Annotated in this window: 24 protein-coding genes; all 24 read left to right on the forward strand. The window is 41.1% G+C overall.

Translation table 11 applies throughout. The features are described 5' to 3' along the window. The first annotated feature begins 35 nt into the window (after positions 1-35). The gene (gene rplX, locus IRY55_RS06295) at positions 36-347 is read left to right on the forward strand and encodes a 50S ribosomal protein L24 (RefSeq protein WP_194562460.1); all 312 of its coding nucleotides are present in this window, start codon (positions 36-38) and stop codon (positions 345-347) included. A gap of 29 nt (positions 348-376) precedes the next feature. Then, positions 377-916, forward strand: coding sequence for a 50S ribosomal protein L5 (gene rplE / locus IRY55_RS06300; RefSeq protein WP_194562461.1), 540 nt, complete (start codon positions 377-379; stop codon positions 914-916). 20 nt (positions 917-936) lie between these two features. Continuing rightward, positions 937-1122 (forward strand): type Z 30S ribosomal protein S14, encoded by a 186-nt coding sequence (locus tag IRY55_RS06305; protein WP_194562462.1) that lies wholly within the window; start codon positions 937-939, stop codon positions 1120-1122. A gap of 31 nt (positions 1123-1153) precedes the next feature. Further along, on the forward strand, positions 1154-1552 hold the full coding sequence (rpsH, locus tag IRY55_RS06310) for a 30S ribosomal protein S8 (protein WP_194562463.1): 399 nt from the start codon (positions 1154-1156) through the stop codon (positions 1550-1552). 30 nt (positions 1553-1582) lie between these two features. Continuing rightward, positions 1583-2122, forward strand: a complete 540-nt coding sequence (rplF, locus tag IRY55_RS06315) for a 50S ribosomal protein L6 (RefSeq protein ID WP_194562464.1) — start codon at positions 1583-1585, stop codon at positions 2120-2122. Positions 2123-2156: 34 nt separating this feature from the next. Then, positions 2157-2519 carry a 50S ribosomal protein L18 gene (rplR, locus tag IRY55_RS06320; RefSeq protein WP_194562465.1) on the forward strand — a complete coding sequence of 121 codons (363 nt, stop codon included), beginning with the start codon at positions 2157-2159 and terminating at the stop codon, positions 2517-2519. Between the two features lie 20 nt (positions 2520-2539). Beyond that, positions 2540-3040 (forward strand): 30S ribosomal protein S5, encoded by a 501-nt coding sequence (rpsE, locus tag IRY55_RS06325; protein ID WP_194562466.1) that lies wholly within the window; start codon positions 2540-2542, stop codon positions 3038-3040. A gap of 15 nt (positions 3041-3055) precedes the next feature. Beyond that, positions 3056-3238: a 50S ribosomal protein L30 gene (gene rpmD, locus IRY55_RS06330; protein WP_194562467.1), complete on the forward strand. Its 183-nt coding sequence runs from the start codon at positions 3056-3058 to the stop codon at positions 3236-3238. Between the two features lie 29 nt (positions 3239-3267). After that, positions 3268-3708, forward strand: coding sequence for a 50S ribosomal protein L15 (gene rplO, locus IRY55_RS06335; RefSeq protein WP_194562468.1), 441 nt, complete (start codon positions 3268-3270; stop codon positions 3706-3708). Then, positions 3708-5000: a preprotein translocase subunit SecY gene (gene secY / locus IRY55_RS06340; RefSeq protein ID WP_194562469.1), complete on the forward strand. Its 1293-nt coding sequence runs from the start codon at positions 3708-3710 to the stop codon at positions 4998-5000. Before rplO ends, secY begins: the two co-directional genes overlap by 1 nt. A 50-nt stretch (positions 5001-5050) precedes the next feature. Further along, a complete protein-coding gene (locus IRY55_RS06345; RefSeq protein WP_194562470.1) occupies positions 5051-5701 on the forward strand; it encodes an adenylate kinase in 651 nt (216 codons plus the stop codon). A 349-nt stretch (positions 5702-6050) separates the two neighbouring features. Continuing rightward, positions 6051-6269, forward strand: coding sequence for a translation initiation factor IF-1 (infA, locus tag IRY55_RS06350; RefSeq protein ID WP_194562471.1), 219 nt, complete (start codon positions 6051-6053; stop codon positions 6267-6269). Between the two features lie 39 nt (positions 6270-6308). Then, positions 6309-6422 carry a 50S ribosomal protein L36 gene (gene rpmJ / locus IRY55_RS06355; protein WP_084212378.1) on the forward strand — a complete coding sequence of 38 codons (114 nt, stop codon included), beginning with the start codon at positions 6309-6311 and terminating at the stop codon, positions 6420-6422. Between the two features lie 23 nt (positions 6423-6445). Beyond that, positions 6446-6811 (forward strand): 30S ribosomal protein S13, encoded by a 366-nt coding sequence (gene rpsM / locus IRY55_RS06360; protein WP_194562472.1) that lies wholly within the window; start codon positions 6446-6448, stop codon positions 6809-6811. Positions 6812-6841: 30 nt separating this feature from the next. After that, positions 6842-7231, forward strand: coding sequence for a 30S ribosomal protein S11 (gene rpsK / locus IRY55_RS06365; protein WP_194562473.1), 390 nt, complete (start codon positions 6842-6844; stop codon positions 7229-7231). A 93-nt stretch (positions 7232-7324) separates the two neighbouring features. Continuing rightward, a complete protein-coding gene (locus IRY55_RS06370; protein ID WP_194562474.1) occupies positions 7325-8269 on the forward strand; it encodes a DNA-directed RNA polymerase subunit alpha in 945 nt (314 codons plus the stop codon). A gap of 33 nt (positions 8270-8302) precedes the next feature. Continuing rightward, positions 8303-8683 carry a 50S ribosomal protein L17 gene (rplQ, locus tag IRY55_RS06375; protein WP_194562475.1) on the forward strand — a complete coding sequence of 127 codons (381 nt, stop codon included), beginning with the start codon at positions 8303-8305 and terminating at the stop codon, positions 8681-8683. A gap of 279 nt (positions 8684-8962) precedes the next feature. Then, positions 8963-9793, forward strand: a complete 831-nt coding sequence (locus tag IRY55_RS06380) for an energy-coupling factor ABC transporter ATP-binding protein (protein WP_194562476.1) — start codon at positions 8963-8965, stop codon at positions 9791-9793. Beyond that, a complete protein-coding gene (locus IRY55_RS06385; protein WP_194562477.1) occupies positions 9769-10638 on the forward strand; it encodes an energy-coupling factor ABC transporter ATP-binding protein in 870 nt (289 codons plus the stop codon). Before IRY55_RS06380 ends, IRY55_RS06385 begins: the two co-directional genes overlap by 25 nt. After that, entirely contained in the window at positions 10631-11434 is an 804-nt protein-coding gene (locus IRY55_RS06390) for an energy-coupling factor transporter transmembrane component T family protein (protein ID WP_194562478.1), read from the forward strand. Before IRY55_RS06385 ends, IRY55_RS06390 begins: the two co-directional genes overlap by 8 nt. A 6-nt stretch (positions 11435-11440) precedes the next feature. Next, positions 11441-12187, forward strand: a complete 747-nt coding sequence (gene truA, locus IRY55_RS06395; RefSeq protein WP_194562479.1) for a tRNA pseudouridine(38-40) synthase TruA — start codon at positions 11441-11443, stop codon at positions 12185-12187. A gap of 165 nt (positions 12188-12352) precedes the next feature. Then, on the forward strand, positions 12353-12790 hold the full coding sequence (rplM, locus tag IRY55_RS06400; protein ID WP_194562480.1) for a 50S ribosomal protein L13: 438 nt from the start codon (positions 12353-12355) through the stop codon (positions 12788-12790). Positions 12791-12809: 19 nt separating this feature from the next. Beyond that, on the forward strand, positions 12810-13202 hold the full coding sequence (rpsI, locus tag IRY55_RS06405) for a 30S ribosomal protein S9 (RefSeq protein WP_194562481.1): 393 nt from the start codon (positions 12810-12812) through the stop codon (positions 13200-13202). A 498-nt stretch (positions 13203-13700) separates the two neighbouring features. Next, a complete protein-coding gene (locus IRY55_RS06410) occupies positions 13701-15434 on the forward strand; it encodes a XylR N-terminal domain-containing protein (RefSeq protein WP_194562482.1) in 1734 nt (577 codons plus the stop codon). The last annotated feature ends 25 nt before the right edge of the window (positions 15435-15459 follow it).

Raw genomic sequence — 15459 nt, forward strand, 5'->3', positions numbered from 1 at the left:
TTCACAGACAGTGCGAGTCAAGGAGGTGCGATATAATGCACGTTAAAAAAGGTGATAAAGTAATGGTCATCACAGGAAAAGATAAAGGTAAAACGGGAGTGATCCTCGCTGCTTTTCCTAAAAAAGATCGCGTAATCGTTGAGGGTGTTAACATCGTTAAAAAACATACGAAGCCGAATCAAGAAAACCCACAAGGTGGAATCTTGAGCCAAGAAGCTGCAATTCATGTTTCTAACGTTATGGTAATTGACCCTAAAACAGGTGAACCTACACGCGTAGGCTACACTACTGAAAATGGCAAGAAAGTACGTATTGCCAAAAAGTCCGGCGAAATTTTGGACAAATAAGTAACGATTGAAAGGAGGTCCATCGAAAAATGAGCCGTTTAAAAGAGAAGTTTCAAAAAGAAATTACGCCTGCTCTCATGAGCAAGTTTGAATATAGCTCAGTTATGCAAGTACCGAAAGTTGACAAAATCGTAATCAACATGGGTGTTGGTGACGCAGTTCAAAACGCAAAAGTACTTGATTCAGCTGTAGAAGAATTAACGTTAATCGCTGGTCAAAAACCAGTTATTACAAAAGCGAAAAAATCAATCGCAGGATTCCGTCTCCGTGAAGGTATGCCGATCGGAACGAAAGTTACACTCCGCGGTGAGCGCATGTATGAGTTTTTAGATAAGCTCGTATCTGTATCACTCCCACGTGTTCGTGACTTCCGTGGTGTTTCTAGCAAAGCATTCGATGGTCGTGGAAACTACACATTAGGTGTGAAAGAACAACTTATTTTCCCTGAGATTGACTATGATAAAGTATCAAAAGTACGAGGAATGGATATCGTTATCGTAACGACAGCGAACACTGACGAAGAAGCTCGTGAGTTGTTAGCGCAAATGGGTATGCCATTCCAAAAGTAAAATAAAAGGGAGGCGAAAACGTGGCTAAAAAGTCAATGATCGCAAAGCAAAAACGTAAAGCGAAATTCCAAGTACAAGAGTACACACGTTGTGAGCGTTGCGGACGTCCACATTCAGTTTATCGCAAATTTAAACTTTGCCGTATTTGTTTCCGTGAGCTTGCTTACAAAGGACAAATTCCAGGCGTTAAAAAAGCTAGCTGGTAATCCCCTAATTTTGGAAGGAGGTTAATATAGAATGACTATGAGTGATCCGATTGCAGATATGCTTACACGCATCCGTAATGCGAACACGGTTCGTCACGAGAAGCTTGAAGTACCTGCTTCAAACATGAAAAGAGAAATTGCTGAAATTTTAAAGCGTGAAGGTTTCGTCCGCGATGTAGAATTTATCGAAGATGATAAACAAGGCATCATCCGTATCTTCTTAAAATACGGTCAAGAAAACGAACGCGTTATTACAGGCCTTAAACGTATTTCAAAACCAGGACTTCGCGTATATGCGAAATCAAATGAGGTACCTAAAGTACTTAACGGTTTAGGAATCGCACTTGTGTCAACTCCACAAGGAATGTTGACTGATAAAGAAGCACGTGCTAAACAAGTCGGCGGAGAAGTCGTCGCTTACGTTTGGTAATGAGTAACAATTGAATGGAGGTGCAGTGATATGTCACGTATTGGAAATCGTCCAATCGAAGTACCTGAAGGCGTAACAGTAACGTTCGGAGACAATAACTTCGTAACAGTTAAAGGCCCTAAAGGTGAATTAGAAAACCAATTTAATGAAGAGATGAAGTTTGAACAAGAAGGTAACACAATCACAGTTGTACGTCCTTCTGAATCAAAAGAACATCGTTCAATTCACGGAACAACACGTTCTGTATTAGATAACATGGTAGTTGGAGTTTCAAAAGGGTTCGAAAAATCATTAGAATTAATCGGTGTTGGTTACCGTGCTCAGTTACAAGGCAAAAAATTAGTTCTAAACGTTGGATATTCACACCCAGTTGAATTCACACCAGAAGATGGAATCGAAATCGAAGTACCTGAAAATACGAAAGTGATCGTACGCGGTAACAATAAAGAACGCGTTGGTGCTCTCGCTTCAAACATTCGACAAGTACGCCCACCTGAGCCATACAAAGGTAAAGGGATTCGCTATGTTGGTGAATATGTACGTCGTAAAGAAGGTAAAACAGGTAAATAATGCCGCATAAAGGTATCTGGAAGGAGTGACCACGATGATTACGAAGTTAGACAAAAATGCTGTGCGTAAAAAACGTCATGCACGTGTACGTACAAAAATTAGTGGAACACCTGAGTGTCCACGTCTTAACGTATTCCGCTCAAACAAAAACATCTATGCACAACTAATCGATGACCTTAACGGTGTAACGATTGCAAGTGCATCTACTTTAGATAAAGCATTCGATGCTGGAAACACAACGAATAAAGAAGCTGCAGCAAAAGTTGGACAACTTATCGCAGAACGTGCTAAAGAAAAGGACGTTTCTAAAGTTGTCTTTGACCGCGGTGGATACTTATTCCACGGTCGCGTTAAAGCTCTCGCTGACGCAGCTCGTGAAAATGGTTTACAATTTTAAAAGAGGGAGGGACACTATTCATGCGTCAAAATGATCAGAACAGAACTGAGTTTGAAGAGCGAGTAGTAACGATTAACCGCGTTGCTAAAGTTGTAAAAGGTGGACGTCGTTTCCGTTTTACAGCGCTCGTAGTAGTTGGTGATAAAAACGGTCGTGTAGGATTTGGTACAGGAAAAGCACAAGAAGTTCCTGATGCAATTCGTAAAGCGATTGAAGATGCTAAGAAGAACTTAATCGAAGTACCATTAGTTGATGGAACTACTCCACACGAAATTATTGGACGCTTCGGAGCTGGCCAAGTATTAATTAAACCAGCTGGATCAGGTACTGGAGTTATCGCAGGTGGACCAGTCCGTGCGGTACTCGAATTAGCAGGAGTTACTGACATTCTTTCAAAATCACTCGGTTCAAGCACTCCAATTAATATGGTTCGTGCAACAATTGAAGGATTAAAGAACTTAAAGCGTGCAGAGGACGTTGCTCGTTTACGCGGCAAATCTGTAGAAGAGCTTTTAGGTTAAGGGAGGGAATAGGTAATGGCTAACACGGTTCAAGTTACCCTTAAGAAAAGCGTTATCGGTTCAAACCCGACTCAACGTAAAACTGTTGAAGCACTCGGACTCCGCAAGTTAAATCAGACAGTTGAACATCAAGATAATGCAGCAGTACGCGGCATGATCAACAAAGTAAGTCACTTAGTAGTAGTGACTGAAAACTAATTTATAATTTGAAATAAGGAGGTGCCGAAATGAAATTACATGAATTAAAACCTGCTGAAGGCTCACGCAAATCACGTAAACGTCTTGGACGTGGACATGGTTCGGGCTGGGGAAAAACTTCAGGTAAAGGTCATAAAGGACAAAACGCTCGTTCTGGCGGCGGGACTCGTTTAGGATTCGAAGGTGGACAAACTCCATTATTCCAACGTTTACCAAAACGTGGATTCACGAACATCAACCGTAAAGAATTTGCGATTGTTAACTTAGATACTTTAAACAAATTCGACGAAGGCACGGAAGTAACCCCTGAACTGCTTATCGAAACAGGAGTTGTGAGCAATGCAAAATCAGGAATTAAAATTCTTGGTAACGGCGAACTTACTAAAAAGTTAACTGTTAAAGCTCATAAATTCTCAGCTTCAGCTAAAGAAGCAATCGAAAATGCAGGCGGACAAACTGAGGTGGTATAATGTTTCAGACACTCTCTAGCTTCTTTAAAGTGAAAGAGATTCGGTCTAAAATCATTTTCACTCTGCTTATGCTCATCGTATTTAGACTCGGAACGTTTATAACGGTACCGTATGTCGATGCTTCAGCATTGCAAGCAAGTGATAACCAAGTGCTCGGTTTAATCAATATGTTTGGTGGGGGCGCATTAGCGAAGTTCTCCATCTTTGCATTAGGGATTATGCCGTACATTACTGCGTCAATCATTACTCAATTATTACAAATGGATGTCGTACCGAAGTTTACAGAGTGGTCTAAGCAAGGGGACGTTGGTCGCCGGAAGTTAGCTCAATTCACACGTTACTTCACAATCGTACTTGCATTCATTCAAGCGATCGTCATGTCATTCGGTTTTAACCAAATGTTTGGCGGCGTTATATTAAAGGATACAGGTATTGCAACATATGTTGTGATTGCAGTTATTTTAACTGCAGGAACTGCATTCTTACTTTGGTTAGGTGAGCAAATTACAGCTAAAGGTGTTGGTAATGGTATTTCAATCATTATCTTCGCTGGTATCGTTTCTGGTATTCCAGGAGCAACGATGCAATTGTACACAACGACGATTGAAGATGCAGGGGATGCTTTATTTATCAATATCGCATTGCTAGCAGTTCTCGTACTTGTCATCATTGCTGTAACAGTTCTTGTCATTTACGTACAAGAAGCATTGCGAAAGATCCCAATTCAATATGCGAAACGTAATACAGGACAAGCGCAACTTGCTAGCCAACAAACTCACTTGCCGTTAAAACTTAACGCAGCAGGAGTTATTCCAGTCATCTTTGCGGTAGCATTCTTTATGGTTCCGCAACAACTATTCGCTTTCATGCAACCGAACAGTTGGACTGAAAAAATCTTGTATGTCTTTGACTATACGAACTTACTCGGATTAACAATTTATGTCGCACTCATTATTGCTTTCACATACTTCTACGCTTTCGTTCAGGTTAATCCTGAAAACATGGCAGAGAACTTGAAGAAGCAAGGAGCGTACATTCCAGGAATTCGTCCAGGACAGAACACACAAGACTACTTAACAAGCACTTTATATCGCTTAACATTTGTCGGTTCGATCTTTTTAGCGACAGTCGCGATTATGCCAATCGTTTTCATTAAATTCGGGAACTTGCCAGAGTCTGCCCAAATTGGTGGAACGAGCTTACTCATCGTAGTAGGTGTTGCATTAGAAACGATGAAGCAACTCGAATCACAACTCGTGAAACGTCATTATAAAGGCTTTATGAAACAATAATACGTTTAGATTGACATTGTCGATCAACAAAGAAATGGAGGGCACAACGTATGAACATCGTATTAATGGGTTTGCCAGGTGCTGGTAAAGGCACGCAAGCAGACAAAATTGTCGAGAAATACGAAATCCCCCATATTTCTACAGGCGATATGTTCCGTGCTGCAATTAGTGAAGGCACGGAACTTGGAGTCAAAGCAAAGTCGTTCATGGACAAAGGAGCACTTGTTCCAGATGAGGTAACAATTGGTATTGTTCGTGAGCGCTTAAGTCAGTCAGATTGTGATCGTGGGTTCTTGTTAGATGGTTTTCCGAGAACTGTGCCACAAGCAGAAGCACTCAATGAGTTGCTTCAAGACTTAGGCAAAAAAATCGATCATGTCATCAACATTGCAGCTGATAAAGAAGAACTTATTTCACGCTTAACAGGTCGTCGTATTTGTAAAGTGTGTGGTTCATCTTACCATTTAACATTTAACCCACCAAAAGAGGCAGGAAAATGTGATAAAGATGGTGGAGAACTTTATCAACGTGCTGACGACAATCCAGAAACTGTTGCAAATCGTCTGGAAGTAAATATGAACCAAACGGCACCTTTGTTGGACTTTTATGAAAAACAAGGTGTGCTAACAACTATCGATGGCGCTAAACATATCGATGAAGTATTTGTAGATTTAGACGCTGTATTGCAAGGCGAACAGTAATCCTTTCCGGGCACGCATTGTACAGTGGCAAAATGTCCATTTGTATTGCACGGGAAGTATGTTTGAATGACGAGCTGCAAAAGCATATGGTGCCCGGTATTAGGATAGATGATCGTTCTGAATCGAAAACGATGCAATTTATGAGGGAAACTTCTATAATGGGTATCGGTAATCGATTACGACGAGATCTAACTAGTCCACAAAATTCGCGGTCATCGCGGTTTTACTATGTGACTACGTCTTTCGAACATCATTCAATTGTAGTCCAGACATATGTTGAAGGAGCTTCGTAAGCGACATTGCCGCTCTAAGTTAATACCTTAAAATATATAGAGGGGAGACGAGATTGATGGCGAAAGAGGATGTAATTGAAGTTGAAGGTACAGTATTAGAAGCTTTACCGAACGCGAACTTTAAAGTGGAACTCGAGAACGGCCATGAGGTGCTTGCGCACGTTTCAGGCAAAATTCGTATGCACTTTATTCGTATTTTACCGGGAGATAAAGTGACTGTTGAACTTTCACCTTATGATTTAACACGTGGTCGAATCACGTACCGTTTCAAGTAAACTTTTGCACTCCGGAATAATTGAAGGAGGTTGGGTTAGATGAAAGTAAGACCATCCGTAAAGCCGATCTGTGAAAAATGCAAGATCATTCGCAGACGCGGTCGAGTAATGGTAATTTGTGAAAATCCAAAACATAAACAACGTCAAGGCTAATAATGAAGGAGGTGCACTAACGTATGGCACGTATTGCAGGAGTAGATATTCCGCGTGAAAAACGCGTAGTAATTTCTTTAACATACATTTTCGGTATCGGTAAAACGACTGCTCAAAAAATCTTAGCAGAAGCAGGTGTTTCTGAGGACACACGTGTTCGTGATTTAACTGATGCAGAACTCGATAAAATTCGTGAAGTAATCGACGGCTTAAAAGTAGAGGGAGACCTTCGCCGTGAAACATCACTTAACATTAAGCGTTTAATGGAGATTGGAAGCCTTCGTGGTATCCGTCACCGTCGTGGTTTACCAGTTCGTGGACAAAACACGAAAAACAACGCACGTACTCGTAAGGGTCCAAAACGTACAATCGCAGGTAAAAAGAAATAATCTTTCAAGTAAAGGAGGTCTATTAATACAATGGCACGCAAACAACAAACTCGTAAACGTCGTGTGAAAAAGGTTATCGAATCAGGTATTGCACACATTCGCTCAACATTTAACAACACGATTGTAACAATTACAGATGTACACGGAAACGCAATTTCTTGGTCAAGTGCAGGTGCATTAGGCTTTAGAGGTTCACGTAAATCAACTCCGTTCGCTGCGCAAATGGCTGCTGAAACAGCTGCTAAAACAGCAATGGAACATGGTTTAAAAACTTTAGAAGTAACAGTTAAAGGTCCAGGAGCAGGTCGTGAAGCTGCAATTCGTTCACTTCAAGCTGCAGGATTAGAAGTAACTGCAATCCGTGACGTAACTCCAGTTCCACATAACGGTTGCCGTCCACCAAAACGTCGTCGTGTATAATGGGATTTTTTCCATTTGATACATTATTGCCGTCTATGGAACGCAATTTCATATGGAACAAATCAACTAAGACGTTTAGGAGGGTAAATCGAAATGATCGAAATTGAAAAGCCGAAGATTGAAACGATTGAATTAAGTGAAGATGGAACATTCGGTAAGTTTGTTATCGAACCTTTAGAACGTGGTTATGGGAATACTTTAGGGAATTCATTACGCCGTGTCTTATTATCTTCATTACCTGGAGCTGCAGTAACATCGATTCAAATCGATGGAGTACTCCATGAATTTTCAACTATCGAAGGTGTCGTTGAAGATGTAGCGACGATCATTTTAAATATTAAAAAGCTTGCGCTTAAAATTTACTCAGACGATGAAAAAGTAATCGAGATTGATGTGAAAGGTGAAGGTGTCGTAACTGCTGCAGATATTATGCATGACAGTGATGTCGAAATCTTAAACCCAGATCTTCAAATCGCAACGATTGCAAAAAATGGTCATTTACGTATGCGTATGTACGCAATGCGTGGTCGTGGCTATGCACCATCTGAGCAAAATAAACGTGAAGATTTAGCGATTGGTGTCATCCCAGTCGATTCAATTTACACTCCGGTTTCACGCGTTAACTTCCAAGTGGAAAATACACGTGTCGGTCAAAGTACAAACTTTGATAAATTGACATTTGACGTTTGGACAGATGGAAGCATCGGTTCAAAAGAGGCTGTATCTCTCGGAGCTAAAATTTTGACAGAGCACCTTAATATTTTCGTCAACTTAACTGACGAGGCACAGGCTGCTGAAATTATGGTCGAAAAAGAAGAAGATCAGAAAGAAAAAGTTCTTGAAATGACTATTGAAGAATTAGACCTTTCTGTTCGTTCATATAACTGCTTGAAACGTGCAGGAATCAATACTGTTCTTGAGTTAACAAATAAAACTGAAGAAGAGATGATGAAAGTACGTAACTTAGGACGTAAATCTTTAGAAGAAGTGAAGGCTAAATTAGACGAACTCAGCTTAGAATTACGTACAGAAGATTAATTTACAACCGGTATTGTAAGGAGGGAAACTGTAATGTCATACAGAAAACTTGGACGTACAAGTTCACAACGTAAAGCGTTACTTCGTGATTTGTCAACGGACCTCATTATCAATGAGCGCATCCAAACGACTGAAACACGTGCAAAAGAATTACGCTCAGTAGTTGAAAAAATGATCACACTTGGTAAACGCGGTGATTTACACGCACGCCGTCAAGCTGCAGAGTTTATCCGTCGTGAAGTTGCAATCGTAACGGACGAAGAGGGTAACGAAGAGGAAGTGTACGCACTTCAAAAATTATTCGACGATATCGCACCACGCTATGCAGAACGTCAAGGTGGATACACACGTATCATGAAAGTTGGTCCACGTCGCGGAGACGCTGCACCGATGGTTATCATCGAACTCGTTTAATATAAAATGGTGTGTCTGTCGTACGCACAGTCACACTATTTTTTTACATTAATTCATTTATACGACAATGAAAAGCAGAGTGTCACGATTGGTTACAGGATAACTGGTCTAGCTCTACGTACCTCATCCGCTTTGCCGGATTGAGCCCTGGCAATGAATAGATATGTGCGCATTTCTCAGGATGAGGTGCGCGCTTTTTTATTTGAATTTTTTGATATTTACTGTTTAGTAAACTTAATATATAATTTAGTTAACAATAGGAAGTTGAGGTGGAATGGAATGGCAATTGTACAAGGAGAACGAGTGAACTTTTCCTATGACGAAGAGGGGCCTCGTGTACTTCATGATGTTTCATTTACGATTGATCGTGGCAAGTGGATTGCGATCGTCGGGCATAATGGTTCTGGAAAGTCGACGCTCGCTAAACTAATGATCGGTCTTTATTTGCCGACAGAAGGAAGCTTGAAAATGTTCGGAGAAGATTACACAGAACAAAATGTTTGGAATATACGAGAGCGCATCGGTGTCGTCTTTCAAAATCCAGACAATCAGTTCGTCGGGACGACAGTACAAGATGATGTCGCCTTCTCTTTAGAAAATCGTGGTGTTCCTTATGAAGAAATGCGTGAACGCGTAATGGAAGTGTTACGCCAAGTGAGTATGGAACAGTTTCTCGATGCAGAGCCCCATCATTTATCAGGTGGTCAAAAGCAACGTGTTGCCATTGCAGGTGCCATTGCATTGCACCCCGAACTTCTCATTTTAGACGAAGCGACGTCGATGCTCGATCCCCAAGGAAGGGAAGACGTCATGCGCACGGTAACCGAGTTAAAAGAAACAACCGATGTGACAGTTATTTCAATCACACATGATTTAGAAGAAGTATTGCTTGCAGATGAAGTACTCGTCATGAATGAAGGAAAACTACTTTTTCAAACGACGCCTGAAGAGATGTTTCGTCACGGAAAAAAATTAGAAGAGATCGGACTTGATTTACCATTTACTCTTCGTTTAGCGAATTTACTGGAACGAGAAGAGATTAATGTCGCGCATGAATTGACAGAAGAAAAGTTGGTGGAACAGTTATGGACATTGTATTTCAACAAGTAGGGTATCGCTACGCTGCGGATACACCATTTGAAACGAAAGCGTTAGAAGATGTCAACATTCATATTCAAAGTGGCTCTTTCACGGCACTCGTCGGTCATACAGGCTCTGGTAAGTCTACTATCTTATTGCATATGAATGGCTTATTAAAACCAACGACAGGTAGCGTGCTTATTGGTGATACGAAAGTCGAGAGACATACGAAAGGGAAAGTATTACGAGAGTTGCGTTCAAAAGTAGGGATCGTCTTTCAGTTTCCTGAGCATCAGCTATTTGAGGAGACGGTTGAAAAGGATATTATGTTTGGCCCGATGAACTTCGGTATGGATGAAGAACGAGCGCGCCAAAAAGCTCATGAACTCGTCGCTCTTTTAGGATTGCCTGAAGACGTTTTACAAAAGTCACCCTTTGATTTATCTGGAGGTCAAATGCGTCGCGTTGCAATTGCGGGCGTCTTAGCTTTTGAACCGGAAGTGCTCATTTTAGACGAACCGACAGCAGGACTCGATCCTCGTGGTCAAAAAGAAATTATGAATTTATTTTTACGCTTGCATAAAGAACAAAATCTCACGACGATTTTAGTGACACATAGTATGGAAGATGCGGCGCGTTATGCGGATGATATTGTCGTTATGAATGCAGGAACAACGGTCGCTCAAGCGAGTCCGGAAGAAGTGTTTAGTACGAATATCGCACTCGATAACGGATTAGAATTGCCACAAGCGTATCAATTCCAACGTCAGTTAGAAGAAAAGTTAGGACGCTCTCTTGGAGAAGTCTGTTTAACGGAAGAGCAATTTGTAAGAGCGTACAGTCGTTTGTTGAAAGAAGGGATATCTCATGCTTGAGAAAATGATTATCGGCAGGTATGTTCCAGGCACAAGTTTTGTCCATCGCCTTGATCCACGTTCGAAACTATTATTTATTTTCTTCTTTATTTTTACTGTATTTTTAGCGAATGATCTTTTATCATACAGCTTATTATTAGCTTTTACTTTCTTTGCTGTTTGGCTGACGCAAATTCCGTTTCGCTTTTTATTTAATGGTTTGAAAATCGTTTTTTATTTAATTTTATTTACGTTTTTAATGCATGTTGCCTTTACAAAAGGTGGAGAAGTATTGTTTTCAATTGGTCGCTTTCATATTTATGAAGAAGGATTGAAACAAGGATTTTTCATTTCGATTCGATTTTTTACGTTAATTTTCATGACGACTTTATTGACATTAACGACGTCACCGATTTCTGTGACAGATGGTGTTGAGAGATTGTTAAACCCTTTAAATGCGTTGAAATTTCCTGTCCATGAATTAGCGTTAATGATGTCGATTGCTTTACGCTTCATCCCGACATTGATGGACGAGACAGATAAAATTGTGAAAGCGCAAGTAGCGAGAGGCTCTGATTTAAATACCGGAACGTTAAAAGAACGTTTCCAAGCGGTCGTCCCTCTTTTAATTCCGCTCTTTATTAACTCATTTAAACGGGCAACCGATTTAGCGGTAGCGATGGAAGTGAGAGGCTACCGTGGCGGAGAAGGACGTACGAGATATCGCCAACTCGCTTGGCAAGGACGCGATACGCTCGTATTACTCGTACTTTTTGCTTTTTCAGGGGTACTTTTATATTTGCGGATGAAAGGATAGCGATGCATGCGACGTTTAAAAGCGATTGTACAATATGACGGTACTCACTTTAACGGGTATCAAATTCAAGATGAAGGACGAACTGTTCAACAACAAATTGATCGCGCTTTGCGCAAAATTCATAAAGACGACTCGATTATTTCTGTAGCGAGTGGACGTACGGATACAGGTGTTCATGCGCTTGGACAAGTGATTCACTTCGATACACCGCTCACTATTCCAGATGAACGTTGGTGTATCGCGATGAATACGTTGTTGCCGAATGATGTTCGAATTATTTCGGTAGAAGAAGTCGCAAGTGATTTTCATGCGCGTTATGACGCAACGGGTAAAACGTATCTTTACAAATGGGAACGAACGCCCATTCAAAGTCCGTTTCATCGGAATTATGCGGTGCATATTGGCTATCACTATCCCGATGTTGACAAAATGCGCCAAGCTGCAAAGCATTTTGTTGGCACCCATGATTTTACGAGTTTTTGTTCGACGAAAACAGCGACGACAAATCGTGTGCGTACGATTCGAAAGCTATCGATTGAGGAGTTTGGTGACGAATTGCATATGACGATTGAAGGCGACGGATTTTTATACAATATGGTGCGAACGATTGCGGGCATGCTTTTAGCAGTCGGAAGAGGACAATATGATCCTGATTCGATTATCGAAATACTCGCTGCGAAAAATCGTAAAAAGGCAGCGGAAACAGCGCCATCACAAGGTTTATACTTAGTGGAAGTTCACTATGATGAATAATACAACTTTCCCGTGTGTTTTCAATAAAAACGCTTGACTTTACTAACAATAAAAGATATGATATTAAATGGTATTTCAATAACCCCACAAGCAGCCCCGGAAAGCTCATTTGTGTTTAGGGATAGAGAAAACGAGATTCGTAGTTTATATTTAGGAGGAACGAAAATGCGTACAACATTCATGGCAAAAGCTAACGAAGTAGAGCGTAAATGGCTTGTTGTAGACGCTGAAGGTCAAACTTTAGGTCGTTTAGCAACAGAAGTCGCTGCACTCTTACGTGGAAAACATAAACCAACGTTTACACCACATGTTGATACAGGCGATAACGTAATCGTCATCAACGCTGAAAAAATTCATTTAACAGGTAACAAAATGAAAGACAAAAAATACTACCGTCACTCAGGTTACACAGGTAGCATTAAAGAACGTTCTGCAGAAGAGATGATCAATCGTCACCCAGAACGCGTAATCGAACTCGCAGTAAAAGGTATGCTTCCACGCGGTCCACTCGGAAGTGCAAACTACCGTAAACTTCACGTTTACGCTGGCGAGAATCACCCACACGCAGCACAACAACCAGAAGTATACACACTTCGCGGTTAATTAAAGAGGAGGAAAACCTTTGGCACAAGTACAATATATCGGCACTGGCCGTCGTAAAAGTTCAGTAGCTCGTGTACGTTTAGTTCCTGGTGATGGACAAATCATCGTGAACAAACGTAGCGCAGATGACTACTTCGCATTTGAAACACTTCGTGAATTAATGAAACAACCACTCGCAGTTACAGAAACATTAGGTAGCTATGACGTTCACGTTAACGTTAACGGTGGTGGATTCACAGGACAAGCAGGAGCAATCCGTCACGGAATCGCTCGTGCACTTTTAAACGTAGATCCTGAATACCGCAAAGTATTAAAAGCGGAAGGCTTCTTAACACGTGACCCACGTATGAAAGAGCGTAAAAAACCAGGTCTTCGCGGCGCACGTCGTAAACCACAATTCTCAAAACGTTAATTTCACATTACACGTTCAATCCTTTCTCACATCAGTGGGGGAGGATTTTTTTATGATTCTTTGTCGAATAATATGGGTGAAGAATAACAGTAGATCCATATTTATCGCGTAAAAGTCGTACCTTTCCGTTTCAGGCGGACGCTTTCCACGGGCACGGCTTCAGCCGCTTCGGGCCTACAGGATGTAGGTCATGCAGTCGTTGTAACAGGATGTTGCGCATTTAGACTGCCTCGCGGCGCTCAGTCCAGAGTCTTCCGCTCGTGCTGTTCCCGTAGGAGTCGCCACCTTCCACTTCAAGTAACTACGATCGTTATAAGAAACATATGGGTATTTGTAATTGCATCTTATGTATTACGACTTTGCACTATACATCTTTCTAACCTTCCTTATGCGAGGAAGGTTTTTTATCGTTCTCTTAATGCAAAAAGTAAACAAAATGTTACAAAATCATTTACGATAGAAATAATTCTAAATTTGGGGAGTAAAGGGGGAGTTTGGATGAAAGCGAATCAGTTGTTTTTAGAAGAGATGCTCGACGTGAATCGACGTACTGGGGTCATTCGATTGCATGAAGAGCGCGTCGTGTTGTTTTCGAATGAGGCGCTCGGTATTTTAAGTTCGGATCTCATTCATACACTCGGCATTGAGCGAGCGAAAGGTTTTTTAATGCGTTTCGGTTGGTCGTGGGGATATCGAGATGCGGAGACGTTACAAGCGAAATATGATTGGACGTCGCTCAAAGAATTGTTGTTAGCAGGGCCTGTCATGCATACGATTGCGGGTGTCGTCACTGTAGAACCGGATCAAATCGAAATAACAGACGATGCCTTGTTTTTCTCTGGATATTGGCGCAATTCGTATGAAGCGGATCTTCATTTATTAAAGCATGGCGTGCGTGAAGAGTTTTCGTGTTGGTCTTTACTCGGTTATGCGAGCGGTTATTTGTCTGCTAGTTTCGGTCATAAAGTGTTAGCGTACGAGCTCACTTGTCGTGCGAAAGGGGACGAAGCTTGTTATTTTGAAGCGCGTACGGTGGAGCATTTAGATGCATGTCACCAAAAAGATTTGAAATATTATAAAGAAGAATCGATGAATGACATTTTAGAAGATACGTATCGTCAAATGGAATTGTTGCATCAACATATCGATGAAGCGAAACAGTTTCGTGATTTATTAACGGAGCACTTTTTATCGGATGAAAATATTGAAACGACTTTATCTTTACTGCGTGATTGTTTACAAAAAACAGTACGGGTTGAAAAGTACGGGGCCATTATTGCCTCTTCAACAGTCGAGCCACCACTTGAACAGCGAGAAGAGATTCGCTATCCGATCGTATCGAAAGATGAATTGCTCGGGTCTTTATTAATCGATGTGGAAGAGCCGTTGACGCAGCGAGAAGAGTTACTCGTCCAACAAGCGCTCGTTGTGTTGAAAATTCAAATGTATCACGAGCTGAAAATGATGGAGTCGATTTGGACGAAGCGTTCGAATTTTATTGATGATATCGTCAACGGTCGCTTTACGAGCGATTCAACATTGCGTCATCAAGCGGCACTGTTTGAGCTCGATGCGGATGCGTCGTATATGGTCGTCAGTTTTAAATTATCACGTAAAGAAGATAGTGAAGAAGCAGTCGCTTATTTATCCCATCATTACGAAGAGTTTCAAACATTTATGCGAGAAGGATATGTGACGATGCTCATTTCCGAACAGATGGAGGAGCGTTATCGTTTATTTGCGACGACGATTTTGCAAGAGATGACCGATCAATTTCCGCGCAGTCGTATTTATATCGGGGTCGGGCGGGAAGTAGAGCAATTGCGTGACATTAGCAAAAGCTACGTAGATGCGAAACGATTATGTGATTTTTTGTCACTCGTCTATCCACATCAAAACCATATGACGAATTACAGTTCGGTTCAATCGGTTATGATGTTCATTAACAATACGAACCATGATGAATTGATTGAATTTTATGAGTCGGTCATCGGAGAGATTATCGAGTATGACCGTGATAATGAAACAGAATTGCTCATTACGTTGAAGATTTTTCTCGATTACAACGGCAATTTACAACAGACAGCCGATGAGCTCCATTTATCGATTGCTGGATTACGTTATCGTCTCGAGCGCATTGAAAAATTGAGTAAAATGGATTTAAAATCAGGACATGATCGGTTCCAATATCAATTTGCTATTCAAATTCACTTCTTATTGCAAATAATTTAGTAAAAATAGAGGAATTCACGCTACC

The sequence above is a fragment of the Savagea serpentis genome, assembly GCF_015351395.1.
Taxonomy (GTDB): Bacteria; Bacillota; Bacilli; order Bacillales_A; family Planococcaceae; genus Savagea; species Savagea serpentis.

Excerpts from the sequence above, each read along its gene's own strand:
- rplX (WP_194562460.1), top strand. The coding sequence starts at position 36 with ATGCACGTTAAAAAAGGTGATAAAGTAATGGTCATCACAGGAAAAGAT.
- rplE (WP_194562461.1), top strand. The coding sequence starts at position 377 with ATGAGCCGTTTAAAAGAGAAGTTTCAAAAAGAAATTACGCCTGCTCTC.
- rpsH (WP_194562463.1), top strand. The coding sequence starts at position 1,154 with ATGACTATGAGTGATCCGATTGCAGATATGCTTACACGCATCCGTAAT.
- rplF (WP_194562464.1), top strand. The coding sequence starts at position 1,583 with ATGTCACGTATTGGAAATCGTCCAATCGAAGTACCTGAAGGCGTAACA.
- rplR (WP_194562465.1), top strand. The coding sequence starts at position 2,157 with ATGATTACGAAGTTAGACAAAAATGCTGTGCGTAAAAAACGTCATGCA.
- rpsE (WP_194562466.1), top strand. The coding sequence starts at position 2,540 with ATGCGTCAAAATGATCAGAACAGAACTGAGTTTGAAGAGCGAGTAGTA.
- rpmD (WP_194562467.1), top strand. The coding sequence starts at position 3,056 with ATGGCTAACACGGTTCAAGTTACCCTTAAGAAAAGCGTTATCGGTTCA.
- rplO (WP_194562468.1), top strand. The coding sequence starts at position 3,268 with ATGAAATTACATGAATTAAAACCTGCTGAAGGCTCACGCAAATCACGT.
- secY (WP_194562469.1), top strand. The coding sequence starts at position 3,708 with ATGTTTCAGACACTCTCTAGCTTCTTTAAAGTGAAAGAGATTCGGTCT.
- IRY55_RS06345 (WP_194562470.1), top strand. The coding sequence starts at position 5,051 with ATGAACATCGTATTAATGGGTTTGCCAGGTGCTGGTAAAGGCACGCAA.
- infA (WP_194562471.1), top strand. The coding sequence starts at position 6,051 with ATGGCGAAAGAGGATGTAATTGAAGTTGAAGGTACAGTATTAGAAGCT.
- rpmJ (WP_084212378.1), top strand. The coding sequence starts at position 6,309 with ATGAAAGTAAGACCATCCGTAAAGCCGATCTGTGAAAAATGCAAGATC.
- rpsM (WP_194562472.1), top strand. The coding sequence starts at position 6,446 with ATGGCACGTATTGCAGGAGTAGATATTCCGCGTGAAAAACGCGTAGTA.
- rpsK (WP_194562473.1), top strand. The coding sequence starts at position 6,842 with ATGGCACGCAAACAACAAACTCGTAAACGTCGTGTGAAAAAGGTTATC.
- IRY55_RS06370 (WP_194562474.1), top strand. The coding sequence starts at position 7,325 with ATGATCGAAATTGAAAAGCCGAAGATTGAAACGATTGAATTAAGTGAA.
- rplQ (WP_194562475.1), top strand. The coding sequence starts at position 8,303 with ATGTCATACAGAAAACTTGGACGTACAAGTTCACAACGTAAAGCGTTA.
- IRY55_RS06380 (WP_194562476.1), top strand. The coding sequence starts at position 8,963 with ATGGCAATTGTACAAGGAGAACGAGTGAACTTTTCCTATGACGAAGAG.
- IRY55_RS06385 (WP_194562477.1), top strand. The coding sequence starts at position 9,769 with ATGGACATTGTATTTCAACAAGTAGGGTATCGCTACGCTGCGGATACA.
- IRY55_RS06390 (WP_194562478.1), top strand. The coding sequence starts at position 10,631 with ATGCTTGAGAAAATGATTATCGGCAGGTATGTTCCAGGCACAAGTTTT.
- truA (WP_194562479.1), top strand. The coding sequence starts at position 11,441 with ATGCGACGTTTAAAAGCGATTGTACAATATGACGGTACTCACTTTAAC.
- rplM (WP_194562480.1), top strand. The coding sequence starts at position 12,353 with ATGCGTACAACATTCATGGCAAAAGCTAACGAAGTAGAGCGTAAATGG.
- IRY55_RS06410 (WP_194562482.1), top strand. The coding sequence starts at position 13,701 with ATGAAAGCGAATCAGTTGTTTTTAGAAGAGATGCTCGACGTGAATCGA.